General features: G+C 69.4%; 23 protein-coding genes and 1 riboswitch. Of the genes, 12 read left to right on the top strand and 11 right to left on the bottom strand.

Going from position 1 to position 24822, the window contains the following annotated elements; all coding sequences use genetic code 11:
- The first annotated feature begins 37 nt into the window (after positions 1 to 37).
- The 3 genes from ACSFBC_RS26215 to ACSFBC_RS26225 all read left to right on the top strand — a co-directional run bounded on the left by ACSFBC_RS26215 (position 38) and on the right by ACSFBC_RS26225 (position 2602).
- Positions 38 to 1168: an acyl-CoA dehydrogenase family protein gene (locus ACSFBC_RS26215; protein WP_435513260.1), complete on the top strand. Its 1131-nt coding sequence runs from the start codon at positions 38 to 40 to the stop codon at positions 1166 to 1168.
- Positions 1169 to 1233: 65 nt separating this feature from the next.
- Positions 1234 to 1689 (top strand): YchJ family protein, encoded by a 456-nt coding sequence (locus ACSFBC_RS26220; protein ID WP_435513261.1) that lies wholly within the window; start codon positions 1234 to 1236, stop codon positions 1687 to 1689.
- Between the two features lie 121 nt (positions 1690 to 1810).
- A complete protein-coding gene (locus ACSFBC_RS26225; protein ID WP_435513262.1) occupies positions 1811 to 2602 on the top strand; it encodes a DUF3047 domain-containing protein in 792 nt (263 codons plus the stop codon).
- Between the two features lie 6 nt (positions 2603 to 2608).
- Here the strand turns inward: ACSFBC_RS26225 and ACSFBC_RS26230 are convergent, their stop codons facing one another.
- The 7 genes from ACSFBC_RS26230 to ACSFBC_RS26260 all read right to left on the bottom strand — a co-directional run bounded on the left by ACSFBC_RS26230 (position 2609) and on the right by ACSFBC_RS26260 (position 10325).
- Entirely contained in the window at positions 2609 to 3484 is an 876-nt protein-coding gene (locus ACSFBC_RS26230; RefSeq protein WP_435513263.1) for a hypothetical protein, read from the bottom strand.
- Between the two features lie 100 nt (positions 3485 to 3584).
- Positions 3585 to 4370, bottom strand: coding sequence for an ethanolamine ammonia-lyase subunit EutC (gene eutC / locus ACSFBC_RS26235; protein WP_435513264.1), 786 nt, complete (start codon positions 4368 to 4370; stop codon positions 3585 to 3587).
- On the bottom strand, positions 4367 to 5773 hold the full coding sequence (locus ACSFBC_RS26240; RefSeq protein ID WP_435513265.1) for an ethanolamine ammonia-lyase subunit EutB: 1407 nt from the start codon (positions 5771 to 5773) through the stop codon (positions 4367 to 4369). Before ACSFBC_RS26240 ends, eutC begins: the two co-directional genes overlap by 4 nt.
- Positions 5774 to 5792: 19 nt before the next feature.
- Positions 5793 to 6569: a DeoR/GlpR family DNA-binding transcription regulator gene (locus ACSFBC_RS26245; protein ID WP_435513266.1), complete on the bottom strand. Its 777-nt coding sequence runs from the start codon at positions 6567 to 6569 to the stop codon at positions 5793 to 5795.
- A 22-nt stretch (positions 6570 to 6591) separates the two neighbouring features.
- Positions 6592 to 8247, bottom strand: coding sequence for an ABC transporter permease subunit (locus tag ACSFBC_RS26250; protein WP_435513267.1), 1656 nt, complete (start codon positions 8245 to 8247; stop codon positions 6592 to 6594).
- Positions 8244 to 9251 (bottom strand): ABC transporter ATP-binding protein, encoded by a 1008-nt coding sequence (locus ACSFBC_RS26255; RefSeq protein ID WP_435513268.1) that lies wholly within the window; start codon positions 9249 to 9251, stop codon positions 8244 to 8246. Before ACSFBC_RS26255 ends, ACSFBC_RS26250 begins: the two co-directional genes overlap by 4 nt.
- Before the next feature lie 51 nt (positions 9252 to 9302).
- Positions 9303 to 10325, bottom strand: a complete 1023-nt coding sequence (locus ACSFBC_RS26260) for an ABC transporter substrate-binding protein (RefSeq protein ID WP_435513269.1) — start codon at positions 10323 to 10325, stop codon at positions 9303 to 9305.
- 195 nt (positions 10326 to 10520) lie between these two features.
- Here ACSFBC_RS26260 and hisN point away from each other — a divergent pair, with 195 nt between their 5' ends.
- Positions 10521 to 11336, top strand: coding sequence for a histidinol-phosphatase (gene hisN, locus ACSFBC_RS26265; protein ID WP_435513270.1), 816 nt, complete (start codon positions 10521 to 10523; stop codon positions 11334 to 11336).
- A gap of 54 nt (positions 11337 to 11390) precedes the next feature.
- Here hisN and ACSFBC_RS26270 read toward each other — a convergent pair whose 3' ends face one another.
- Positions 11391 to 13580, bottom strand: a complete 2190-nt coding sequence (locus tag ACSFBC_RS26270) for a phosphocholine-specific phospholipase C (RefSeq protein WP_435513271.1) — start codon at positions 13578 to 13580, stop codon at positions 11391 to 11393.
- A 34-nt stretch (positions 13581 to 13614) separates the two neighbouring features.
- The gene (locus ACSFBC_RS26275) at positions 13615 to 13821 is read right to left on the bottom strand and encodes a hypothetical protein (RefSeq protein ID WP_435513272.1); all 207 of its coding nucleotides are present in this window, start codon (positions 13819 to 13821) and stop codon (positions 13615 to 13617) included.
- Between the two features lie 197 nt (positions 13822 to 14018).
- Positions 14019 to 14127, top strand: a riboswitch (TPP riboswitch).
- A gap of 81 nt (positions 14128 to 14208) precedes the next feature.
- Here ACSFBC_RS26275 and thiC point away from each other — a divergent pair.
- Together thiC and ACSFBC_RS26285 are read left to right on the top strand one after the other, a co-directional pair.
- Positions 14209 to 16086 (top strand): phosphomethylpyrimidine synthase ThiC, encoded by a 1878-nt coding sequence (gene thiC, locus ACSFBC_RS26280; protein WP_435513273.1) that lies wholly within the window; start codon positions 14209 to 14211, stop codon positions 16084 to 16086.
- 682 nt (positions 16087 to 16768) lie between these two features.
- Positions 16769 to 17461: an HAD family hydrolase gene (locus ACSFBC_RS26285; RefSeq protein WP_435513274.1), complete on the top strand. Its 693-nt coding sequence runs from the start codon at positions 16769 to 16771 to the stop codon at positions 17459 to 17461.
- 138 nt (positions 17462 to 17599) lie between these two features.
- Here ACSFBC_RS26285 and soxR read toward each other — a convergent pair whose 3' ends face one another.
- The gene (gene soxR, locus ACSFBC_RS26290; protein WP_435513275.1) at positions 17600 to 18088 is read right to left on the bottom strand and encodes a redox-sensitive transcriptional activator SoxR; all 489 of its coding nucleotides are present in this window, start codon (positions 18086 to 18088) and stop codon (positions 17600 to 17602) included.
- Positions 18089 to 18178: 90 nt separating this feature from the next.
- Between soxR and ACSFBC_RS26295 the strand changes: the two genes are divergently transcribed.
- Together ACSFBC_RS26295 and ACSFBC_RS26300 are read left to right on the top strand one after the other, a co-directional pair.
- Positions 18179 to 18649 carry a RidA family protein gene (locus ACSFBC_RS26295; RefSeq protein WP_435513276.1) on the top strand — a complete coding sequence of 157 codons (471 nt, stop codon included), beginning with the start codon at positions 18179 to 18181 and terminating at the stop codon, positions 18647 to 18649.
- Positions 18650 to 18719: 70 nt separating this feature from the next.
- Complete coding sequence (locus tag ACSFBC_RS26300) at positions 18720 to 19865, top strand: MFS transporter (protein WP_435513277.1); 1146 nt, start codon at positions 18720 to 18722, stop codon at positions 19863 to 19865.
- Positions 19866 to 19871: 6 nt separating this feature from the next.
- On the opposite strand, the gene ACSFBC_RS26305 is transcribed toward ACSFBC_RS26300, so the two are convergent.
- Positions 19872 to 20648 (bottom strand): IclR family transcriptional regulator, encoded by a 777-nt coding sequence (locus ACSFBC_RS26305; protein WP_435513278.1) that lies wholly within the window; start codon positions 20646 to 20648, stop codon positions 19872 to 19874.
- A 173-nt stretch (positions 20649 to 20821) separates the two neighbouring features.
- Between ACSFBC_RS26305 and ACSFBC_RS26310 the strand changes: the two genes are divergently transcribed.
- From ACSFBC_RS26310 to ACSFBC_RS26325, 4 genes are read left to right on the top strand one after another with little or no spacing between them, the layout of a single operon-like run.
- A complete protein-coding gene (locus ACSFBC_RS26310) occupies positions 20822 to 22348 on the top strand; it encodes a class I adenylate-forming enzyme family protein (protein ID WP_435513279.1) in 1527 nt (508 codons plus the stop codon).
- Complete coding sequence (locus ACSFBC_RS26315; protein WP_435513280.1) at positions 22345 to 23145, top strand: citryl-CoA lyase; 801 nt, start codon at positions 22345 to 22347, stop codon at positions 23143 to 23145. The genes ACSFBC_RS26310 and ACSFBC_RS26315 overlap by 4 nt, the downstream gene beginning before the upstream one ends.
- Before the next feature lie 8 nt (positions 23146 to 23153).
- On the top strand, positions 23154 to 23969 hold the full coding sequence (locus ACSFBC_RS26320) for a hypothetical protein (RefSeq protein ID WP_435513281.1): 816 nt from the start codon (positions 23154 to 23156) through the stop codon (positions 23967 to 23969).
- An 11-nt stretch (positions 23970 to 23980) separates the two neighbouring features.
- A complete protein-coding gene (locus ACSFBC_RS26325) occupies positions 23981 to 24817 on the top strand; it encodes an SDR family NAD(P)-dependent oxidoreductase (protein ID WP_435513282.1) in 837 nt (278 codons plus the stop codon).
- The last annotated feature ends 5 nt before the right edge of the window (positions 24818 to 24822 follow it).

Consider the following 24822-nt stretch of genomic DNA (forward strand, 5'->3'; position numbering starts at 1 on the left):
GCCAGCGAAGAAACCAAGAGAAACGAAGGAGACCTGCATGCTGCTCACCACCGACCAGGAAGCGATCCGCGACGCGGTTCGGGACTTCTGCCAGACCGAGATCTGGCCGCACGCCCCGCGCTGGGACCGCGAACACCACTTCCCCAAGGAAGTGCACCAGGGCCTGGCCGCGCTGGGCGCCTACGGCATCTGCGTGCCCGAGGAAGACGGCGGCGCCGGGCTCGACTACCTCACGCTGGCGCTGGTGCTGGAAGAGATCGCGGCCGGCGACGGCGGCACCAGCACCGCGATCAGCGTGACCAACTGCCCGGTCAACGCGATCCTCATGCGCTACGGCAATGCCGAACAGAAGAAGCAGTGGCTCTGGCCGCTGGCGCAGGGCCAGATGCTCGGCGCCTTCTGCCTGACCGAGCCGCAGGCCGGCAGCGATGCCTCGAGCCTGCGCACCACGGCGCGCAGGGACGGCGACGCCTACGTGATCGACGGCGTCAAGCAGTTCATCACCAGCGGCAAGAACGGCCAGGTCGCGATCGTGATCGCGGTCACCGACAAGGCCGCGGGCAAGCGCGGCATGAGCGCGTTCATCGTGCCCACCGATGCGCCCGGCTACAGCGTGGCGCGGCTGGAAGAGAAGCTGGGGCAGCACAGCAGCGACACCGCGCTGATCAACTTCGACGGCTGCCGCATCCCGCGCGAAAACCTGATCGGCGCCGAGGGCGAGGGCTACAAGATCGCGCTGGGCGCGCTCGAGGGCGGCCGCATCGGCATCGCCGCGCAGAGCGTGGGCATGGCGCGCAGCGCCTTCGACGTGGCGCTGGCCTATGCCAAGGAACGCCAGGCCTTCGGCGGCAGCATCTTCGAGCAGCAGGCCGTGGGCTTCCGCCTGGCCGAGTGCGCGACCCAGCTCGAGGCCGCGCGTCAGCTGATCTGGCATGCGGCCGCGCTGCGCGATGCGGGCCGGCCCTGCCTGAAGGAAGCGGCCATGGCCAAGCTGTTCGCGAGCGAGATGGCGGAGAAGGTCTGCAGCGCCGCGATCCAGACGCTGGGCGGCTATGGCTACGTCAACGACTTTCCGCTCGAGCGCATCTACCGGGACGTGCGGGTCTGCCAGATCTACGAAGGCACCTCGGACATCCAGAAGCTGCTGATCCAGCGCGCGCTGGCGTGAAGCCGGAGCGCGCCGGAGAGGTCGGGCACGGCGGCGGGACGGATGGTGTTCCAATGGAGCCCGTCATGAGCAGCAGCCCGATCATCCCCCCCGCCGGCCCTTGTCCCTGTGGTCGCACCGACCGCCGCGACAAGCCCTTCGCCTTTGCGCTGTGCTGCGGCCGTTATCTCGACGACTTCGACCAGACGCCCGCGCCCGACGCCGAGTCGCTGATGCGCTCGCGCTATGCGGCCTTCGTGCTGCAGCGTGCCGAGTACCTGCTGGCGACCTGGCACCCGACGAAGCGGCCGGCCACGGTCGAGTTCGACGCCGGTGTGAAGTGGCTGGGCCTGGACGTGCGCTCGCGCTCGGTGCTCGACGCCGACCATGCCGAGGTCGAGTTCGTCGCTCGCCAGCGCGATGCCAGCGGCGTCGCCACGCGGCTGCACGAGCGCAGCCGCTTCGTGCGCGAGGTCGAGCCCGCCGTGGGCGAGCAGGCCGAACGCCAGCGCTGGTACTACGTGGACGGCGAGCCGCGCTAACGCGCCGACGGCCTGTCCACGGCGCGCGAACGCAACGATGCGTTGCCGCGTCACACCTCCGAGCCCCGAACACGGCACACTGGCCAGCTGTTCGGCAACCCTCTGGCGGAAGGCGCTCCCGATGACTGCGTTACGTCGTTCCCGCATGGCGGCCCTGGCGCTGCTGTCGTGTCTGTCGCTTCTGCCCACCGTGCAGGCGCAGGGCGCACCGACGCCGATCCTCACGCCTTTCGCCGTCACTTCGACCGGGCTGGCGCCGGCGCCCTGGCGCTTCAGCACGCTGCCCCACAAGAAGGCCACGCGCTTCGAGGTGGTGCGCCAGGAGGGCCGGACGGTGCTGCGCGTCGAGACCGACGATGCCTACGGCAACCTGGTGCACCCGGTGCACGTCACGCTCGACGCCGGCGCCACGCTGGCCTGGCGCTGGCGGGTCGATCGCTTCGTCGAGGGCGCCGACCTGCGCACCCGCGCGGGCGACGATGGCGCCGCCAAGCTCTGCGTGTTCTTCGCGCTGCCGACCGATCGGCTGCCTTTCACCGAACGCGCCCGCCTGGCCCTGGCCCGCACCGCGACCGGCGAAGACGTGCCGAGCGAGACGCTGTGCTACGTGTGGGACGAGAAGGAGGCGCGCAACACCGCGCTGGTCAACGCCTTCACCCAGCGCATCCGGATGCTGGTGCTGGCGTCCGGCCCGGCCGCGCCCGGCACCTGGCGCAGCGAGCGGCGCAATCTGCTGGCCGACTACCAGCGGGCCTTCGGCGCGGAAGCCGGCGGGCTGCAGCCCGACGTGGTGGGCGTGGCGGTCTCGGCCGATGCCGACAGCACCGGCGGCCACGGCCTGGCGTATTTCGCCGACCTCGACCTGCGCGGCACGGAGGCCGGCCCGTCGATGCAGACGGTGCACGGCCCCTGAACTCGCCTACTTGGCGATGGTCTTGCCCGTGGCCACGTCGGTCACCGTGCCGTCGACCAGGCTGATGCGGTAGATCTCGCGCGTCACGTTGCCGGCAAAGGCCAGCTCGACGATCGATACGTCGCGGAACGTGGTGGCGATGCCGTCGGGCAGGGCGGCGTTGAACTTGGCCGCTTCCTGGTTCATCGCCGCCTGCACCGCGGGCGTGAAGGGCGCCATGCTGTAGACCAGCGTGTTGTGCGGGTTGTGCGAGCGCAGCTCCTTGCCGTCCTTGACCACGTTCACGCCGCTCACGCCCACGGTCTTCACCAGTTCGCGGCCGGCCTCGCCCATCTTGGCGTAGACCGGGCCGGTCACGCGTGGCAGCGGGCCGTCGCGCAGCGGCGCCATGGCCGCGGTGGTCACGGTGTTGTAGGCCATCAACGCCTCGAAGCCGGGGCCGGTCTTGACGATGCCCAGGTCCAGCCACCACGGGCGGCCCGCGTCCTTGGCGGCCTCGGTCGTGTAGAAGGTCTTGAGCGTCAGCGCGATCGGTGCGGGCGGCTTGGGCAGCGCCTTGAGCATCTTCAGCGGCGTGCCCGGGTCGGCGCTGTGGATGTGCACCACGGTCACGTGCGGGATGTTGAAGTTCTGCGCCTCGGGCTGCAGGCCTAGGCGCACCAGGTCCTGTCGCAGCACGGGGTACACGCGTGCGTCGAGCACGTCGTTCACTTCCTTCGGCAACTTGTAGACCACGCCGTAGGTGGCGGTGTGGGCGCGGAATTCGGGCTGGCCGATGGCGCTGTTGTCGATGGCGGGCGCCGACGGACCGGGGGCGCTGCAGGCCGTGAGGAACGAACCGAAGACGACGGCGAGGGCCAGGGGCCGGAGGGTGCGGATCATTGGGAAAACTCCATTTTCAAGAACACGGCGGCTTGTGGCCACCGACGAGACAAGGCCTTGCGCAGGCGGATTCCTGCGCAGGCTGGGGAACAACGGTGAGTCAGTCGGGCAGCGAAGGCGAGGCGGGCGGGGCCGCGATCACGGCGTCGTCGCTGCGGTCCTTGAGCTGCACGCCGGTGAGTTGCAGGCGTTTCGCCTCGCGGGCCAGCCACCAGAAGCGGCGTGCGGCGGTGTCGGGGTCCAGGCCTTCGGGCCGGATGTTCGAGATGCAGTTGCGCTCGGCGTCGTGGCGGCCGACCGCGGGCTGCCAGGTGAGGTACAGGCCCAGGCTGTCGGGCGAGCTCAAGCCCGGGCGCTCGCCGATCAGCATCGCCACCAGCTGCGCACCGAGCAGCGCGCCGGCCTCGTCGGCCAGGGCCACGCGCGCCTGCCGTGCGATCACCACCGGGCCGAGGCGCCAGTCGGCGGGCGCGTGCGTGCGCAAGGCGGCGATCAGCGCACGCGCATTGCGCCCGATGGCCAGCGAGGAGAGGCCGTCGCCCACCACCAGCAGCAGGTCGCAGCCGGCCACGGGACTCGGGCCCGCGGCCGCGCGCAGTGCCTGCACGCTCGCATCGTCGAGGCGCCGGCCGAGGTCGGGCCGCAGCAGGTAGGCCGCGCGATCGGGCGCGGCGCTGTGGACCTGCACCGTGGCGAGGCCGTCGTCGGCCAGCGCTTGCGCGAGCGCGTCGACGTCGAGCACCGCATGCACCGCGTCGCGCGCCTGCGCATGCGCGCAGCCGAAGCGCAGCAGCTCGGCGGTGGGCATGCTGGCACCGCTGCGGCCCAGGGCCAGCCGGGCCGCGGTGTAGGCGCGCAGGTCGTCCCAGGGGTCGGCGTCGGTCATGGGGTGCCTCCGTCGCCGATGCGCAGCTGGCGCATCTGCTGCAGCGCCGGGTGATGCGCCGTCAGCGGCAGCATGCGGCCCTGCGCGTCGCTCAACTGCATCGCCTGCAGCCAGGCCTCGAACTCGGGCGCGCGCTTCAGGCCCAGCACCTCGCGCAGGTAGAGCGCGTCGTGGAAGGAGGTGCTCTGGTAGTTGAGCATGATGTCGTCGGCACCCGGCACGCCCATCAGGAAGGTCAGGCCGGCCGTGCCCAGCAGCGTCATCAGCGCGTCCATGTCGTCGGAGTCGGCCTCGGCATGGTTGGTGTAGCAGACGTCGCAGCCCAGCGGCAGGCCCATGAGCTTGCCGCAGAAGTGATCCTCGAGGCCGGCGCGGACGATCTGCTTGCCGTCGTAGAGGTACTCGGGCCCGATGAAGCCGACGACGGTGTTCACCAGCAGCGGCTGGAACGCACGCGCCACCGCATAGGCGCGCGCCTCGCAGGTCTGCTGGTCGACGCCGTGGTGCGCATCGGCCGACAGCGCGCTGCCTTGGCCGGTCTCGAAATACATCACGTTGTCGCCCAGCGGGCCGCGCCGCAGCGACAGCGCGGCTTCGTGCGCCTCGCGCAGCAGCGCCAGGTCGATGCCGAAACTGGTGTTGGCCTTCTCGGTGCCGGCCACCGACTGGAACACCAGGTCGACCGGTGCGCCCTGTTCGATCATGTGGACGGTGTTGGTCACGTGCGTGAGCACGCAGGACTGCGTGGGAATGGCGAGCTTGGCGATCAGCTCGTCGAGCATGTGCACCAGCCGCGTGAGCGCGGGCAGGCTGTCGGTCGCGGGATTGATGCCGATCACCGCGTCGCCCGCGCCGTAGAGCAGGCCGTCGACCATCGAGGCCGCGATGCCGCGCAGGTCGTCGGTCGGATGGTTGGGCTGCAGCCGCACCGCGAGGTGGCCCGGCAGGCCGATGGTGTTGCGAAAGCGCGTGACCACGCGGCACTTGCGCGCGACCAGGATCAGGTCCTGCTGGCGCATCAGCTTGCTCACCGCGGCCGCCATCTCGGGCGTGATGCCGGGCGCCACGCGCGCCAGCGTCGCGCCGTCGGCCGCATCGGACAGCAGCCAGTCGCGGAAGTCGCCGACCGTGAGGTGCGCGATCGGCGCGAAGGCCGCGGCATCGTGCGTGTCGACGATCAGCCGCGTGACCTCGTCGCTTTCGTAGGGCACCAGCATCTCTTCGAGGAAGCGCCGCAGCGGCACCTCGGCCAGGCACATGCGTGCCGCCATGCGTTCGACCGCACTGCCCGCCGCCAGCCCCGCGAGCACGTCGCCCGAGCGCGCCGGCGTGGCCTTGGCCATCAGCGTGCGCAGGTCGGCGAAGGCCCAGGTGGCGGTGCCGAGGGTGTGGCGGTAGGGCATGGCGTGGGTGCTCCGGAGCTCAGGCGACGATCACGCGCTCGCAGGCCTTGCGCAACGCGGCGAGGGCCGCCACGCCGCGCGCCTTGGCGTCGGTCACGACGACGTCGATGTCGGCGCAGCGCGCATAGGTCACGCGGCTGGTCAGGCCGATCTTGGTGTGATCGGCCAGGATCACGAGCTGCTGCGCCTGCTCGGCCATGGCGCGTGCCACCGCGGCCTCGTGGTGTTCGAAGCTCATCGCGCCGTGCTTGGGGTGCAGGCTCACGGGCGACATCAGCGCCACGTCGACCCGGAAGCGGCGGATGTCCTCCAGCGTGCCGTCGCCGTGCGTGGCCTGCGTGCCCACGTCGATGCCGCCGCCCAGCAGGCGCACGTCGTTGTGCGAGCTGCGGCCCTCGTCGGCACCGGCCAGCTTGAGCGCGATGTTCAGCGAGTTGGTGATCACCGTCATGCCGCTGAGCATCGCGATTTCCTCGGCCAGGATCGCGGTGGTGCTGCCGGCGTCGAGGAACAGCGTCTGGCCCGGGCGCAGCAGGCCGACCGCGGCCTTGGCGATGGCGCGTTTCTCCTTCTGGCGCGCCACCAGCCGCACGGCCAGCGGTGGCTCGGGCTCGGGGCCGGTGGCCACGGCGCCGCCATGCACGCGGCGCAGCTCGCCCGTGCCTTCGAGTTCGAGCAGGTCGCGCCGCACGGTTTCGCGCGAGACCGAGAGGTCCTGCACGATGCGCTCGACGCTCACGCGCGAGAAGGTGGCCAGCAGGTTGCGGATGCGCAGGAATCGTTCTTCTTGAAGCATGGTGGACAAAACGGTACGGGTTTCAGTGGGCCGCCGGCAAGGGGCGGCGTGTGATCAGGTGCAGCAGCAGCGCCATCGCGCCGACCACCGCCATGATGCAGGTGGAGAAGGCCGCGGCCTGCGAGGTGAAGCCGGCTTCGTCGAGCCGCATCACCGTGACCGCGCTCATCGTGAGCGAGGGCGTGATGAGGAAGATCACGGCCGACAACGTGACCATCGAGCGCATGAACAGGAACACCGCGATGGCCAGCAGCGTGGTGCGCAGCGCGGGCCAGTAGACGTCGGCCAGCACGCGCGCCACGCCGCCGCCCAGCACCGTGGTGGCGTCTTCGAGGGCGACGGGGACGGTGCGCATGCCCGTCATCATGCTCACAAATCCCTGCGTGTGGTGGTGGTAGTAGTTGCACATCGCCAGCAGCACCATGCTGCCGTAGAGCAGGCCCCAGGGCATGTCGGCCGAGTTGAAGGTGAAGACGTAGGCCAGGCCCAGCACCAGGCCGGGCACCGCCACCGGCAGCGCGCTCAGCAGCCGCGCCGCGTTGGCGGTGCGCCCGGGCAGCCGCTGCACGCCGAAGGCCAGCAGGAACAGCAGCACCGTGCCCACGCCCGCGGCGATCAGCGAGACGCCGATCGAGGTCCACAGCGGGGCATAGCCGCCCGCGATCTGGATGTCGTAGTGCTTGAGCGTGAGGTCGAGCTTGTAGGGCCAGAGCCGGATGAAGCCTGCCACCACCACCGTCAGCACCACCGCGTAGATCGCGCCCACGATCAGCAGCGAGGCCGCGAAGAAGGCGCCGTCGCGGGCCGGCCGGGGCTTGGGCACCGGCGGCTGGGCCGACTCGGCGCCCAGGCCGGCCTGCCGCTGCGCCGCCAGGTGTTCGATCGCCACCGACAGCGCGGCCGGCACCAGCAGCACGATGCCGATCACCGCGCCCATGCCGAACTTCATCTGGCCGCTGACCTGGTTGTAGATCTCGGTGGCCAGCACCTGGAAGTTGCCGCCGATGACCACCGCGTTGCCGAAGTCGGTGATGGTCAGCGTGAACACCACGAAGCCGGCGCTCAGCACGCCGTAACGCACACCCGGCAACGTGATGTCGACGAACTGCCGCCAGGGCGTGGCGCCCAGCACCTCGGCCGCGTCGTACTGGCGCGCGTCGCCATGGCGCAGCGCGGTGCGCAGGATCAGCACCGCCTGCGGCAGCGCGTAGAGCACATCGGCGATCAGCAGGCCCCAGAAGCCGTAGATCTCGGGCCGCACGCCGAAGGCCTTGCCCACCACGCCGTTGCGCCCCAGCAGGAAGATCAGGCCCAGCCCCAGCACCAGCGAGGGCGCGAGCACCGGCAGCGACATGCCGATGGCGGTGAAGTGGCGCCCGGGCATGCAGGTGCGCTCGATGCCGAAGGCCACGACGAAGGCCAGCAGCAGCGTGACCACCGTGGTCGCCCCGCCCAGCAGCAGGCTGTTGCCGAGCGCGCGCCAGACGCCGGGGGTGTCCCACAGCGCCGCGTAGTTGCCGATGCCGATGCTGCCGCCCGCGCCGTCCTGCATCAGGCTGCGCCAGGCGATCGCCAGCATCGGCAGGCCGAAGAACAGCAGCAGTCCGGCCAGCGGCAGCCAGAGGCAGGCGCGCAGCAGCCAGCGGTCGGCGGCGTGCAGGGGCAGCGAGGGCGTCATGCGCGCACCCAGCTGCAGTCGTCGGCCCCGACCGCGAGGAAGACGCTCTGGCCCGGCTGCAGCGGGACCGCGCTCGAGGTCTCGGCCAGCAGGTCGTGGTCGTTCCAGCGCAGCCGCACGCGCTGGATGCTGCCGAGGAAGGAAATGCCCGTGACCTGGCCGACCGCTTCCGAGGGGGTGCCGAGCCGAATGCGCTCGGGCCGCACGCACAGCAGCGCGTCGGCTTCGGAGAGGCCCGCGGGCAGCGGCGGCAGCGCGGGCACCCACTGGCGCGCGAGCGCGGGCGGCAGCAGGTTGCTGTGGCCCATGAAGTCGGCCACGAAGCGGGTGCGCGGGCGCAGGTAGAGGTCCTGCGGCGCCCCCTGTTGCTCGATGTGCCCGTGGTTCATGCAGACGATGGTGTCGGCCATCGACATGGCCTCTTCTTGGTCGTGCGTGACCATCAGCGTGGGGATGCCCAGGCTGCGCTGCACCTCGCGCAGCTCGCCGCGCAGGTCGGCGCGCACGCGGGCATCGAGCGCCGACAACGGTTCGTCGAGCAGCAGCAGCGACGGGTTGACGGCCAGCGCGCGCGCGATGGCCACGCGCTGCTGCTGCCCGCCCGAGAGCTGGCCCGGGAAGCGCGCACCGAAGCCCGGCAGCTTGACCATGTCGAGCAGCACGGCCACGCGCTGGTCGATGCTGGCCGCTTTCTCGCCGCGGATGCGCAGGCCGTAGCCCACGTTCTGCGCCACCGTCATGTGCGGGAACAGCGAATAGGACTGGAACACGATGCCGAAACCGCGTTCGCGCGCCGGCATTTGCGCCAGGTCGCGGCCGTGGAGCGACACGCTGCCGCCGTCGGCGGCCATCAGGCCCGCGATGATGCGCAGCAGCGTGGTCTTGCCGCAGCCGCTCGGGCCCAGCAGGCAGACGAATTCGGCGCCCCCCACGTCGAGTTCGATGCGCTCCAGCGCGGGCTGGCCGCCGAAGCTCTTGTGGAGGTTCCTGATCTGCAGTGCCATCGTGCGATGCCGTCCTGTTCGTGTGCTCGTTCTGTCGTCGCGAGGGCGCGATCAGCGGCCGATGTTCTTGGTCCAGGCCGAGAGGATCGCGTCGCGGTCCTTGGCCGATTGCGCGAAGTCCATCTTGTAGAGCACGGTGCTCAGGTCGGCCGGCAGGCCCGCGGCCTTGGCGGCCTTCGATTGCGGCGCGCCCGGGATCGTGACCATTTCCTTGTACTTGGTGTAGAGCGCGGTGGCGCCGGGCGACAGGGTCCAGTCGAGGAAGCGCTGCGCGTCGGCCTTGTTGCGGGCCTTGGCCATCAGGCCCGAGGCCTCGAGCTCGTAGCCCGCGCCGTCGCTCGGGATCACCATCTTCACCGGGTAGCCTTCCTCGACCGACTGCATGGCCGCGAAGGCCAGCGAGGTGCCGATCGCGAACTCGCCGGCGCGCGCGGCCTTGCACGGGCGCGAGCCCGACTTGATGTACTGCGCCACGTTGCCGTCGAGCGTCTTCAGGAACTTCCAGCCTTCGTCGCTGCCCTTGGACTGCAGCAGCGCCGCGATCTGCAGGTAGCCGGTGCCCGAGGACACGGGGTTGGGCATCACGACCTCGCCCTTGTAGATCGGGTTGCTCAGGTCCTTCCAGCTGGTGGGCATGGGCAGGTTCTTGGCCTTGAGCACTTCGGTGTTGACGCAGAACGCGCCCACGTAGCCGGTGGTGGTGAACCACTTGCCGTCGGCGGCCTTGTTGGCGGACGCCAGCTTCTCGCTGCCCTTGGCCGCATAGGGCTCGAGCAGCGCGGTGATGCGCGGGTCGAGCATGTTGGTCAGCGCCCAGCCCCAGATCACGTCGTGCTGCGGGTTGGCCGACTCGGCCAGGATGCGTGCACCCAGGTCGCCGGTCGACAGGCGAAGCACCTTCACGTCGACGTCGGGCATATCCTTCTTGGCGGCCGCGACATAGTCCTTGATCTCGTCTTCCTCGAGCGCCGAGTAGACGGTGATGGTGCCGGCGTGCGCGGCAGCGGCCAGCAGGGCGGCGGCGAGCACGGCCGTGGTGCGGAAGCGGGAAGAGAAGGAAGCGATGGCGGACATGGGGGACTCCAGAGTGCAGTGATCGGAAATGGGGCGGGACGGATCGAGGCGCTTCACCAACGTTGTGCAAATAATTGCATTTGTGTGTTTAGTGGTTGTTTGCAACAATATCCACAAGCACCATCTATGCCACGATATTGATCGATGCGTATGACAACGCCTTGACACCCTTCAGCCCTCCGCCGAGACCCCTTCATGTCTTCCAAGCTCCCTGCTTTTCCGATCGATTCGATCGATTTCCCCGCGCTGGCCGGCCAGTTGGCGGACCTGGCGGCCGCGCATTCGCTACGCACTTTCCGTACCGCCCTGGCGGTCGACATCAAGGCCGATGCCAGCCCGGTCACCATGGCCGACCGCGCGGCCGAAGCGGCCATGCGCGCATGGCTGAACGCGCAGGTGCCCACGCACGGCATCCTGGGCGAGGAGCATGGCCGCGAGCGCATCGACGCCGCGCATGTCTGGGTGCTCGATCCCATCGACGGCACCAAGAGCTTCATCACCGGCTCGCCGCTGTGGGGCACGCTGATCGCATTGGTGCATGGCGGCCGCGTCGAACTCGGCCTGATCGACATGCCGGTGCTGGGCGAACGCTGGATCGGCCAGGCCGGCCGCGGTGCCTGCTGCAACGACCGCGCGGTGCACGCCAGCGGTTGCACCACGCTGGCGCAGGCGCGCATCGTCACGACCTCGCCCGATGCCTTCGCGTCCGACGAGTGGGCCGCCTACGATGCGCTCAGCAAGGCCTGCGCGATGCGCCGCTTCGGTGGCGACTGCTACGGCTATGCACAGCTCGCCGGCGGTCACGTCGACCTGGTGGCCGAATGCCAGCTGCAGCCCTACGACTACATGGCGCTGGTCGGCGTGGTCGAGGGCGCGGGTGGCGTGATCACCGATTGGCGGGGCCGCGCGTTGCACATCGGCTCGAACGGCCGCGTGCTGGCGGCCGCCACGCCGACGCTGCATGCACAGGCCCTGGCGCTGCTGGCCGGCGTGCCCGACACCACCGCCTGAAACGGCAACGGCCCGCGCAGGGCGGGCCGTCTTCTCTTCTTCAGTGCGTGACGATCAGAGGCTGGTCAGCCCCATCGCCGGGTCGCTCACCGAGTGCTGGCCGGTTTCCACGCGGCCCGCGAAGCGCCGGTAGTAGGCCGGATCGGCATCGCAGGTCACGGCGAAGTCGTACCAGCGTCCGCTGCCCGCGAGCTCCCAGTGCTGCTCGGCCGTGGCACCGCCGGCCACCGTCGCGGTCCAGGGGCCGTCCTCGCGATAGGCCTTGGCCTGAAGGGTGAACTTCACCGCGTTCTTGCCCGTGTTGTTCATGCTCAGGTAGACGTTGCCGTTGGCGATGTCGTAGCAGACACGCACTTCGGGGATGGCGGCCTTGCTGTCGCGCAGTTGCTTCAGGTCGCCCTTGAAGTGGCGATGGAAACCGTTGGGGCCCAGCACCCAGAGGTCGTAGAGGCCGTCGTCGGTCGCCGTGCTCCAGGCATCGTCCAGCGTCTTGCCGGCTTCCACCATGTAGCGGCGCGGCAGCCGGTCGAGGTGCAGCTTGTCGTAGACATGGAACACCGCGCCGGCCGTGCCGGTGTTGGCGAACAGCAGCCGTGCGTTGCCGCTCAGCGCGTCGGCGCGCGCGCTCACATGCAGTTCGTAGGGCAGGGCGCGCGAGGGCTTGGTGCCCAGTGCCTGGCGTGGCAATTGCGCATTGGCCGGCGGCACGATCTGCAATAGCTTCCCCTGCTCGATGCGCAGCGTGTCGGCCTCGCTCTTGCTCTTGCGGCCTGCGAGCGTGGGCAGCACTTCGCTGTTGGGCGTCTTGAAGTTGAAGGCGCTGGTCAGGTCACCGCACACCGCGCGGCGGAAGGCGCTGATGTTGGGTTCCTTGACGCCGAAGCGCGCTTCGAGGAAGCGCACCACCGAGGTGTGGTCGAATGCCTGCGAATTGACCCAGCCGCCGCGGCTCCAGGGCGAGACCACGTACATCGGCACGCGCACGCCAGGACCGTAGACGCGACCGTCGGGCTTCGGCTGCTTCTTGGTGCCGGGCGGCGCGGAATGCATGAAGCGCTCGAAGTCGATGTCTGCCGCTGGCAACGTGGTCTTGCCGGCGGCGCTGCCGTCGGGGTTGAGCGAGGGCGCTGCAGGCGAGGGCACGTGGTCGAAGTAACCGTCGTTCTCGTCGAAGTTGATCAGCAGCACGGTCTTGCTCCAGACCTCGGGCACGGCGGTGAGTGCGTCCAGCACCTGCTGTGTGTACCAGGCGCCCTGCACTGGGCTCGAAGGGCCGGGGTGCTCGGAGTAGGTTTCGGGTGCGACGATCCATGACACCTGCGGCAGTTTGCGGTTCTTGATGTCCTGGCGGAAGGTCTCGAGGAAGCCGCCGTCGGGCATGGTGTTGGCGATGCCCTTGTAGAGCGGGTTGCCCACGTTGTCGCTGGCCGGGTCGTAGGCCGGCGAAACCACGTTGCCGAGCGGGCTCACCGGCTTGCCCGAGGCGATGTTGGCCTGGCGGTATTGCAGGAAGCCGGCCAGCGAGTTGTCGGTGTAGTTGTCCGGCATGTTCTGGTAGACGATCCAGCTGACCTTGGCTTCTTCCAGCCGTTCCGGATAGGTCTTCCACTGGTAGCCGGTGACCGGGTAGTCGAGCGCATCCCACTCGTTGTTGACCACGGCCACGTTGGCGCCGGTCGGGCCGTTGGTGCCAGTCCAGAGGAACAGGCGGTTGGAGTTGGTGCCGGTGTGCATCGCGCAGTGGTAGGCGTCGCACAGCGTGAAGGCATTGGCGAGCGAGAACTGGAAGGGCAGTTCGGCTTCCTTGAAGTAGCCCATCGAGGGCGTTTCCTTGTAGCGCGGCCACTGGCTCATGCGGCCACCGTCCCAGGCGTCCTGGCCGTCGCTCCACGAGTGCGGCGTGCCGCTCACGCGCTGGGCGTTGCCCTGCGTGCCGTCGAGGTGGTAAGGCAGGAGGGGCTTGCCGTTGGCATCGCTCTGCTGCCAGACGTTGAGGCCCTTGGCGAGCGGGACGGTGAAACGGTCGCCGAAGCCGCGCACGCCCATCAAGGTGCCGAAGTAGTGATCGAAGGAGCGGTTCTCCTGCATCAGGATCACGACGTGCTCGACGTCCATGATCGTGCCGGTGGCGTTGTTCGCCTCGATGGCGAGCGCGCGGCGGATGCTGGGCGGGAAGGCGGCCAGCGTGGCCGCGGCCATGCCGGTGGTGGCGGTGCTGCGCAGGAAGTTGCGGCGTGAAGTCATGATGGTGTTGTGCTTTGTGTTCTTGACGAGGGGTTCAGGGCGCGCAGCGCATCTCGGGCTTGACGGCGGGGTCCGTCGGCGTGGTCGGGGTCGTCGGTGGGGTGGGCGTGGTCGGCGTCGTGGGCGCATTGCCGCCGCTGCCGCCGCCGCAGGCGGCGAGCACGCCGGCCAGAAGCACGACCGCGGCAGCGGCCGTCAGCCGCTGGGCCTGGACACGCAGGAAAGAGGGCGTGGAAGTCATCGAGGGTTTCCTGAAATTGAAGGAGTGGGGAACCGGGCGTTGTGGCGCATCCGTGGAGTTGCAACAAAATACACAACTACCATTTGCGCCTCAATCTTCTGCCCCGTTCGTGACAGGCGATTGACACCGCGATGCCATCGCGCGCCGTTGCGGATGCATCAAAGGCATTGCGGTCGCGGCGATGCACTCCTAGAATCCACCCCGCTCCGGGGCGCACGTGCAACGTGCTGAGATGGCGATCCCTATCGCTGATCCCGCGAACTTGAACCGGTTAGTACCGGCGTAAGAAGAGCTGCAGTTCCCCTGACCCGCAGGTCCCTGTTTTCTTGACGGGGCCATGGGTCCGTCGAGCGATTGCGGAGCACCCATTCAAACCAGGAGTGCCCCATGAACGCCATCGACAATTTCGCCTCGCTGCTCACGCTCACACGCGAGCCCTTTCCCGCTTCGACCAAGTCCTTCATCGCCGGCAGCCGGCCCGACCTGCGCGTGCCGGTGCGCGACGTCGCCCTGAGCAACGGCGAGGTGGTGTCGCTCTACGACACCTCGGGGCCCTATACCGACGCCTCGGTCGACATCGACGTGCGCCGCGGCCTGCCCGACCTGCGCGGCGCATGGATCGCCGAGCGCGGCGACACCGAGGGCTACGAAGGACGCACGCGCGTCGCGCTGGACGATGGCGGCAAGAACGAAGAGAACGAGCGCATCGCGCAGCTGCGCGCCGACGCGGCCGCGCTGCAACGCGCGCCCCGTCGTGCAAGAAGCGGCGCCAACGTCACGCAGATGCACTACGCGCGCCGCGGCATCGTCACGCCCGAGATGGAGTACGTGGCGTTGCGCGAGAACGGCAAGCGCGAGTGGATGGCCGAATACCTAGCCAACGAGGAGCGCGCCAAGCGCGTGGCCGGCAATCCGATGGGTGCCAGCATTCCGCGCATCATCACGCCCGAGTTCGTGCGCGACGAGGTGGCCCGCGGCCGCGCGATCATCCCGGCCAACATCAACCACCCCGAGGTCGAGCCGATGGCGATCGGGCGCAACTTCAAGGTCAAGATCAACGCCAACATCGGCAACTCCGCCGTCACGTCGAGCATCGAGGAAGAGGTCGAGAAGCTGGTGTGGGCCATCCGCTGGGGCGCCGACAACGTGATGGACCTGTCGACCGGCAAGAACATCCACACCACGCGCGACTGGATCGTGCGCAACAGCCCGGTGCCCATCGGCACCGTGCCGATCTACCAGGCGCTGGAGAAAGTGGGCGGCGTGGCCGAAGACCTGAGCTGGGCGATCTTCCGCGACACGCTGATCGAGCAGGCCGAGCAGGGCATCGACTACTTCACCATCCACGCCGGCGTGCGCCTGCCCTTCATTCACCTGACTGCGGACCGCATGACCGGCATCGTCTCGCGCGGCGGATCGATCATGGCCAAGTGGTGCATCGCGCACCACAAGGAGAGCTTCCTGTACGAGCACTTCGAGGACATCTGCGACATCATGAAAGCCTACGACGTGAGCTTCTCGCTGGGCGACGGCCTGCGGCCGGGCTCGGGCGCCGACGCCAACGACGAGGCGCAGTTCGCCGAGCTGCGCACCCTGGGCGAGCTCACGCAGGTGGCCTGGAAGCACGACGTGCAGACCATGATCGAAGGCCCGGGCCACGTGCCGATGCACATGATCCAGGCCAACATGGACGAGCAGCTCAAGCACTGCCACGAGGCCCCGTTCTACACATTGGGCCCGCTGACCATCGACATCGCGCCGGGCTACGACCACATCTCCAGCGCCATCGGCGCGGCGATGATCGGCTGGGCCGGGACGGCGATGCTCTGCTACGTGACGCCGAAGGAGCACCTGGGCCTGCCGGACCGCGACGACGTGAAGCAGGGGATCATCGCGTACAAGATCGCGGCGCATGCCGCCGATGTGGCCAAGGGGCATCCGGGGGCGCGTTCGCGTGACGATGCGCTGAGCAAGGCGCGCTTCGAGTTCCGCTGGCAGGACCAGTTCAACCTCGGTCTCGATCCCGATACGGCGCGCGAATTCCATGACGAGACGCTGCCGAAGGACTCGAGCAAGGTGGCGCACTTCTGCTCGATGTGCGGGCCCAAGTTCTGCTCGATGAAGATCACGCAGGAGGTGAGGGAGTACGCGGCAGCGAAGGGGGTTGCTGAAGCGCAGGCTTTGAGTGAGGGGATGTTGGAAAAGTCTGAGGAGTTTGCTGCTGGAGGGGGAGAGATCTATATCCCTATTCGATCTGTCGGGTGATTGGAGGCTGGGGCCGGGTCTCGCCCCGGCGGGCGACTCACTTTTCTTTGCTTCGCCAAAGAAAAGTAAGCAAAAGAAAGGCGACCCCACTGGCTGCGACCCCTGCGCTTCGCTCCGGGGCACCCTGCGGTGCTCACGTTTCGCGGGGTCTCGCTCGAACTCGCTTCGCTCAAACATGAGCGAGCCCTGATCCGCGAAACGCTCCGCTCCTCAGCGCATCCAGAGGGGCTTGAAGAGCAATCGGGCCTTTGCTTCGCTCGGCCTCCACGCACCACAGGCGCTTTGCGCCTGCGGTGCTGGATCATTGGGTCATGCTTGCGGGTGCCGCTGCTGTCGCAGTGAGTGTTGCGGCCCTCTCGGGCCGAGCGAAGCGATGGCCCGTTCGGTTCCCGCTCCCAAATCCCTTCTGTCTGCGCCGAGGAGCGCAGCGGTTCGCGGATCAGGGCTCGCGATTGTCTGAGCGAAGCGAGTTCGAGCGAGACCCCGCGAACCGCGAGCACCGCAGGTTGCCCGCAGCGAAGCGGAGGGACGCAGACAGCAGGGTCGCCTTTTCTTTGCTTACTTTCTTTTGGCGAAGCAAAAGAAAGTGAGTCGCCCGCCGGGGCGAGACCCGGCCCCAGACCGAACATTCCAATGCCGGTTGATACCATCCAAGGGCAGTCCCCGCACAAAGCCAAACACCATGACTTCTTTCCCCTTCTCCGCCGTCCTCTTCGACTGCGACGGCGTCCTCGTCGACTCCGAACCCATCACCAACGGCGTCCTGCGCGACATGCTCGAAGAGCGCGGCTGGACGCTCACCAGCGACGAGTGCATGCGCATCTTCGTCGGCAAGGCCGTCAAGGACGAGGCCGCTTTGATCGAGGCGAACACCGGCAGTCCGGTCACCCCCGAGTGGCTCCAGAGCTTCTGGGCGCGCCGCAACGAACGCTTGGCGAACGAGCTGGTCGAGATTCCCGGCGCCCCCGCGGCGGTGCGTGAACTGCATGCCACGCTCGACGGCCGCATCGCCTGCGCTTCAGGTGCCGACCGTCTCAAGGTCGAGATGCAACTGCGCATGGTCGGCCTGGCCGAGCTGTTCGCGGGCCGTGTGTTCAGCGGCCACGAGATGCCACGCTCCAAGCCCGCGCCCGACGTCTACCTCGCGGCGGCCGCCGCGCTCGACGTCGACCCGGCGCGCTGCGCGGTGGTGGAAGACACCGTGACCGGCGCCACGGCCGGCGTCGCGGCCGGCGCCACGGTGTTCGGCTACAGCCCGGGCGGCCTGGGCCACAGCGGGGCGGAGGCATTGCGCGCCGCGGGTGCGGTGCAGATCTTCACCGACATGGCGCAACTGCCGACCGTGCTGGCCGCCTGGCGCGCAACGCAGGCCTGAGCCATGAGCGCCCGCAGCCGGCCCCTTCTGCTCGGCGCGGCGGCAGCGACGTGTTCCCGCCCGATGCCGAGGTCGACGGCCTGATCGAGGCGCTGCGCCGTTCGCTGGGGGCGCGCCACGTCGAGCCTTGAGGTCTGACTAAGGGACTTCGGATTGCGCCGCATCGAAGTGCGGCCCCGGCCCCAACTGCGCCAGCGTGTCCAGCGGATTGCGCAGCGGGCAGACCTTGAGCGACAGGCAGCCGCAGCCGATGCAGCCGTCGAGCTGGTTGCGCATCTGCGTGAGCGTGCGGATGCGTTCGTCGAGTTCGTCGCGCCACTCGCTCGACAGCCGGCGCCAGTCGGCCCCGTTGGGCGTGCGCCCGGCCGGCAGGGCCTGCAACGCGTCGGCGATGGTACCGAGCGGGATGCCCACGCGCTGCGCCACCTTGATGAAGGCCACGCGCCGCAGCACCGCGCGCGGATAGCGCCGCTGATTGCCGGCGCTGCGCTCGGCATGGATCAACCCGCGCGATTCATAGAAATGCAACGCCGACACGGCGACGCCACTGCGCGCGGCCAGTTCGCCGACGCCGAGTTCGGGCGAGGGGGCGGCCGGGTCCGGTGCGGGAGAGGGGGTATTGGCCATGGGGCTCCGAGGGTCGATCGAGCGAAACGCTTGACCTCAAGTTAAGTTGAGATCCGATACTAGCGCCTTCCTCCATCCCCCCTGCCCCGCATGTCCTTCTTCACGCTCTCCCCGCATGTGCCGGCCGCCTTGCCGCTGTTCATCAACCCGCCGCGGCTGGCCGGCCGGCGCGCCGATGGCGGCTCGCATGTGGCGGTCGCCACCGCACCCGCGCGCTTCATCTACCTCGCGGCGCAGGGCGGCGAGGACGCGACCGGCGCGCTGTCGCCGGACTTCGAGGCGCAGATCGCGCAGGCCCTGCGCAATCTGCGCATGGCGCTGGCCGGCGCCGGCGCGGACCTGCAGCACGTGGTGCGCCTGCGTGTGCTGGTGGTCGGCCACACCGAGGCCCGGCTCGCCTTGCTCGCGCAGACCCTGGCCGCCGTCTGGGGTGAACTGCCGACGCCGGCCTGCACGCTGATGCCGGTGCCCTGCCTGGCGCACGAGGGCATGCTGTGCGCGTTCGAGGCCACGGCGGTCAAGGCCCTCGCTGCGCCCTCGGCCTCGACCCTGGCAGACTGAGGGGATGTCTTCCGCTTCCCTCTCGTCTCGCGCGCCCGTCGCCCCACTGAGCCTCCCCGTCCTGTTGTTGATGGCCGTCGCCGCCGGCCTGAGTGCGGGCAGCAACTATTTCAACCAGCCGCTGCTGCACTCGATCGCGGTCAACCTGCGGGTCAGCGATGCCGCGGCCGCGCTCACCGTCACGCTGGGGCAGGTGGCCTATGCCTGCGGCTTGCTGCTGCTGGTGCCGCTGGGCGACAAGCTCGAGCGCCGCGGCCTCGCGGTCGGTCTCATGGTGCTGGCCTCGATCGGCCTGTTCATGAGCGGCTTCGCCACCAGCCTGGGCCTGTTGATCGCGGGCACGGTGATGACCGGCCTCTTCTCGGTCGCGGCGCAGACGCTGGTGCCGATGGCCGCCACCCTGTCCGACCCGCAGCGCAGCGGCCGCGCGGTGGGGCTGATGATGAGCGGGCTGCTCACCGGCATCCTGGCGGCGCGCAGCGTGGCCGGGTTGCTGTCGGCCGTGGGCGGATGGAACACGGTCTACCGCGTGGCGGGCGTGCTCATGGTGGCGGTCGCGGCGGTGCTGTGGTTCGTGCTGCCCACCTCGCGCAATCCCGTGCCGCAGAGCTATGCGCGCACGCTGCGCTCGCTCGGCACGCTGCTGCAGCGGCATCCGCGGCTGCGCAGCCGCGCGTTGATCGGGGCGCTGACCTTCGCCTCGGTCAGCGTGCTGTTCTCCACCATGGCGCTGATGCTCTCGGGCCCGGAGCACGGCATGAACGACGTGCAGATCGGCCTGGTGGGTCTGGTGGGTGTCGCGGGCGCGATGATGGCCAGCGTGACCGGCCGGCTGGGCGATCGCGGCTGGGTGCAGCAGGTCACGGCCGTGTCGGTGCTGCTGCTGGCGGTGGGCTGGGTCTTGTTGTGGCTCGGCGGCGTCAGCCTGGGGTGGTTCCTGCTGGGCATGCTGGTGGTCGACATCGCGTTGCCCGGCGTGCACATCAGCAACCAGAACGTGATCTACAAGCTCGAGCCCGAGGCCCGTTCGCGCATCAACGCGGTCTACATGACCAGCTATTTCGCGGGGGCCGCCGGCGGCTCCGCGCTGGGTGCGCTGGCCTGGCGCCACGGCGGCTGGGGCATGGCCTGCGCGCTGGGCGTGGGCCTGGCCGCGCTGGCCGGCGGGGCACTGGCCTGCGACCAGCGGCTGGTGGCGCGCGCGGCACGCCGCTGAGTCGCTTCAGCCCGCCGACGGCCGGCCCGGCGCGGGCTGCTGCAACAGGCGCTGCAGCGCCTCGACCTCGCGCTGCATGGTGCGCACCACCATCGCCTCGCGCTCGGCCATGCGCGAGGCGATCGCGCTCACGCTGACGGCGCCCAGCACCTGGCCCGTGCGGTCGCGGATCGGCACGCCGATGCTGGTCACGCCGGCCACCGCATAGTTGGTGATCGCCGCATAGCCGCGCTGGCGCGCCTGCGCCACCAGCTTCTGCAGGATCGCGCGCGTCAGGCCGCCATAGGGTTTGAGCTGCGGCTCGATGCGCGCCAGCACGGCCGGCAGCTCGGCCTCGGGCATGAAGGCCAGCAGCGCGAGCCCGCCGCCGCCGATGCCGAGCGGGCGCCGTTTGCCGACCTCCACCGTCAGCACCTGGATCGGGAACGAACCCGATTGCCGGTCGAGGCAGAAGGAATCGGCGCCGCTGCGCACCACCAGGAAGGCCGAGTCGCCGGTGTCCTGCGAGATGCGCGCGAGGAAGGGCGCGCACTGCTGGCGCAGCCCGAAGTGCGAGGCCGCGGCCAGGCCCAGTTCGTAGGCGAAATGGCCCAGGCGGTAGCGCCGGTCGGCGTCCTGCATCACCAGGCCGCCCTCGACCAGCTGCTTGAGCAGCCGGTGCACCGTGGGCTGGGCCAGGCTGCTGGCCTTCACCAGGTCCGACAGGCGCTCGCCGTCGCGGTAGTTGGCGGAGATCAGGCGCAGCAGTTCGATCGCGCGGTCCAGGCTCTGGACAGTACTCATGGTTTACCCGTGGAACGGCATGTAAATCCGGATTATGGACTTTGCGTGTTGGCGCCTTCCAAGGCCATCGCGATACTTCGGCTTTTGAAGCGCATGGAGATTGGTGACGACATCTCTCTGTGCCGTGCCAATAGTCCGTATTGCGGACTGTCAGGATCAACCTTCCGGCTGCCATGTACCCCATCGATTTCTTCTACCGCACCGCGCGCCTCATGCCCGAACGCATCGCGCTGGAGAGCGGCGACACCGCCCTGCGCTACGACGAGCTGCGCGTGCGTGTCGACGCGGTCGCTGCCGCGCTGCAGTCGCTCGATCCCACGCCCGGTTCGCGCGTGGGCATCTGCGCGGGCAACACCGTCGAGCACATCGTCGCGCTGCTGGCGGTGCTGGCCGCGGGCAAGACCTGGGTGCCGCTCAACTGGCGCAACCCGGCCGGCGAGCTGGACCGCATCGTGGCCTTCACCGAACCCTCGATCGTGATCGCCGAGCCCGCGCACCTGGGCACCCTGAAGCTCGAGGCCGTCGGGGCCGTGATCGCGCTCGGCGATGCAGCCACCGGCCAGGCGCGTTTCCAGGACCTGCTCTACCGCCACCGCGGCGAGGTGCCGAAGCCGCACGGCCGCTCGCGCGACGAGGTGCAGGCCATCAAGTTCACCGGCGGCTCGACCGGCGTGCCCAAGGGCGTGATGCAGCCCTACCGCGCCTGGGTCACGACCATCGTCAACCAGATCCATGCCTTCGGCTTCGATGCCGAGGAGCGCTACCTGGTCGCCGCACCGGTGACGCACGGCACCTCGACCTACCTGCTGCCGATCCTCGCGGTGGGCGGCTGCCATGTGCTGCCGGCCGACGCCAAGGCCGCGACGCTGCTGCAGTGCTTTCGCACGCGGGGCATCACCACCACCTTCATGCCGCCGACGCTGCTCTACATGGTGGCGGCCGAGGCCGGCACGGGCAGCGAGCACTTCCCCGCGCTCAAGCACCTGATCTACGGCGGCGCGCCGATGCCGCCCGAGAAGATCGGCCGCATGCGCGCCTTCTTCGGCCCGGTGCTGGAAACGACCTACGGCCAGACCGAGGCGCCGCAGGTGGTGAGCGTGATGCGCGCCGAGGACTTCGCCGACGAGCGCAACTGGCGCTCGGTCGGCCGTCAGGGGCTGCTCACCGACATGGCCATCATGGACCCGCAGGGCACGCTGCTGCCCGTGGGCGAGGTCGGCGAGATCGTGGTGCGTGGCGACCTGGTGATGGCCGGCTACTGGAAGATGCCCGAGAAAAGCGCCGAGACGATCGTCGACGGCTGGCTGCACACCGGCGACCGTGGCTACGTCGATGCGCGCGGCTACCTCTACCTCAAGGACCGGCTGCGCGAGGTGGTGATCACCGGCGGCTTCAACGTCTACCCGATCGATGTCGAGAGCGTGCTCGACCAGCACCCCGCGGTGCACGAATCGGCCGTGTTCGGCATCGAGGACGACAAGTGGGGCGAGGCGGTGCACGCGGCCGTGCAGCTCAAGCGCGGCGCCGTGCTGACCGAGCAGGAACTCATCGCCTTCGCCAAGCCCGAGCTCGGTTCGGTGAAGACGCCCAAGGCCATCCATTTCTACGACGACCTGCCGCGCAGCGTGGCGGGCAAGGTGCACAAGGTGACGATCAAGGCCGAGGTGCACCGCAAGCTGAACAAGGAGACCACCGCATGACCCAGAAAGAGAAAAATGCGCCGCACACCGAGCTGTGCACGCACTCCCTGACCTCGATCCACTACCGCAACGAGAACCTGGTCGAGGACATCCTCGGCAAGAAGACTTTCACCGAAGTCATGTTCTCTCAGATCATGGGCCGCGAGGCCAGCGCGCACGACCTCAAGGTGGTCGATGCGGCGTTGATCGCGATCATGGAGCACGGCCTCACACCCAGCGCCATCGCCACGCGGCTGGTCTACATGAGTTCGCCCGAGAACATCCAGAGCGGCGTGGCCGCGGGCCTGCTGGCCGTGGGGAGCCAGTTCATCGGCACGGTCGAGAACTGCGCGGTGCTGTTGAAGCAGATCATCGACGCGCCCGAAGGCATCGCGGCCGCGGCGCGCGAGGTGGCGCAGCGCCACCACCGCGAGCGCAAGCCCTTGCCCGGCTTCGGCCAGCACCTGCACAAGCCCGACGACCCGCGCGCCGCCAAGCTGCTGGCCATCGGCCGCGAACATCCCGAATTCAAGGGCGACTACCTGCAGGCCATCGCCGCGCTGTCGGCCGAGGTCGACCTCGCCTACGGCAAGCACATCACGATCAACGCCACCGGCGCGGTCGGCACGCTGCTGGGCGAGCTCGGCATTCCGCCCGCGCTGATGCGCGGCTTCGCGGTGATCTCGCGCGCCGCCGGCCTGGTGGCGCACATCGCCGAAGAGCAGCGCGTGCCCACGGGCCGCTTCATCTGGGAACTGGTCGACCACGCGGTGCCGTACCAGGGCGAGGGTGAAGGTCACAACAAGGCCCGGCCTTGAGCGGCGCCATGGCTCGACCCGGCATCCTCGTGCTCGACTCGGTCACGAAGTTCGGCGCCGAGGCGCACGGTGCGGTCGCGATCGCGGCCTCGCACGGCGGCGTCATCGCAGCCCACATGGCGCTGGCCGGCGGCATCGTCGGCCTGCTGCTCAACGACGCCGGCGTGGGGCTCGACCAGGCCGGCGTTGGTGGCCTGGCGTACTGCGACCGCTTCGGCGTGCCCTGCGCCGTGGTCGACCACCGCAGCGCGCGCATCGGCGACGGCGCCGACCACGCGGCGCGCGGCCTGGTCTCGCGCGCCAACGCCGCGGCCACGCGGCTCGGTGTGCAGCCGGGCATGCCGGCGCGCGAGGCGGCCGAACGGCTGCATGCGGCGGCGCTGGCGCCGGTCTTCCCCGGCCCGCTGCCGGCCGAGGCGCGCGAGACCGTCGCGCTGGCCGGTGCGCTGCGTCCGCTGGTGCTGATCGATTCGGTGTCGCTGGTCCTGCCTGGCGACGCCGGTGCCGTGGCTTTCACCGGCTCGCACGGCGGCCTGCTGGGCGGTCGGCCCGAGACCGCGATCAAGGTCGATGTGTTCGCCGCGCTCTACAACGATGCGGGCATCGGCGTCGACGAAGCCGGCCTGTCGCGCCTGCCCGCGCTCGATGCACGCGGCATCGCCGGTGCGACCGTGGCCGCGATGAGCGCGCGCATCGGCGACGCGCATTCGGCCTATGCCACCGGCGTGCTGAGCCACGTGAACCGCACGGCCACGATGCTGGGTGCGCGGGCCGGCATGCGCGCACGCGACTTCGCCGTGCTGATGTGCGGTGCCATCCCATGAGTGGCTCTTCCATGACCCCCAACGACATCCACGCCAGCGCCACGCCGCCGGCCGGCCGCCAGCGCGTCGCCGGCAAGGTCGCGCTGGTGTTCGGCGCCGGCTCTTCCGGGCCGGGCTGGGGCAACGGCAAGGCCGCGGCCGCGGTCTATGCCCGCGAAGGCGCGCGCGTAGCCGCGGTCGACATCGACCGCGGTGCCGCCGAGGCCACGCGCGACGTGATCCGCGCCGAGGGCTTCGACTGCGAGGCCTACGTGGCCGACGTCACCGTGTCCGACCAGGTGGCCGCGGTGGTGGCGCAGGTGCAATCGCGCTTCGGCACGGTCGACATCCTGCACAACAACGTCGGCATCACGCGCATGGGCAGCGTGGTCGAGATGAGCGAGGAAGACTGGCGCCAGGTGATCGACACCAACCTCACCGGCGTGTTCCTCACCTGCAAGCACGTGATCCCGCTGATGCTCGCGCAGCAGCGTGGCGCCATCGTCAACATCTCCTCGCTGGCCTCGATGCAGGTCAACACCTACCCCTACATGCCGTACTACGCGGCCAAGGCCGGGCTCAACCACCTGACGCGCGCGCTCGCGGTGCAGTACGCGGCGCAGGGCATCCGCGCCAACGCGGTGCTGCCGGGCGTGATGAACACGCCGCTGATCCACACGCAGATCGCGGGTCGCTTCGCGAGCACCGAGGAAATGATCCAGACGCGCAACGCGGCCAGCCCCATGGGCCGCATGGGCGATGCCTGGGATGTGGCCTATGCGTCGCTGTTCCTGGCGTCGGACGAAGCGAACTACATCACCGGCGTCTGCATGCCGATCGATGGCGGCAAGAGTTGCGCCGGCCGTTGACGCCT

It is taken from the genome of Variovorax frigidus (assembly GCF_051216515.1).
Classification (GTDB): Bacteria; Pseudomonadota; Gammaproteobacteria; order Burkholderiales; family Burkholderiaceae_C; genus Variovorax.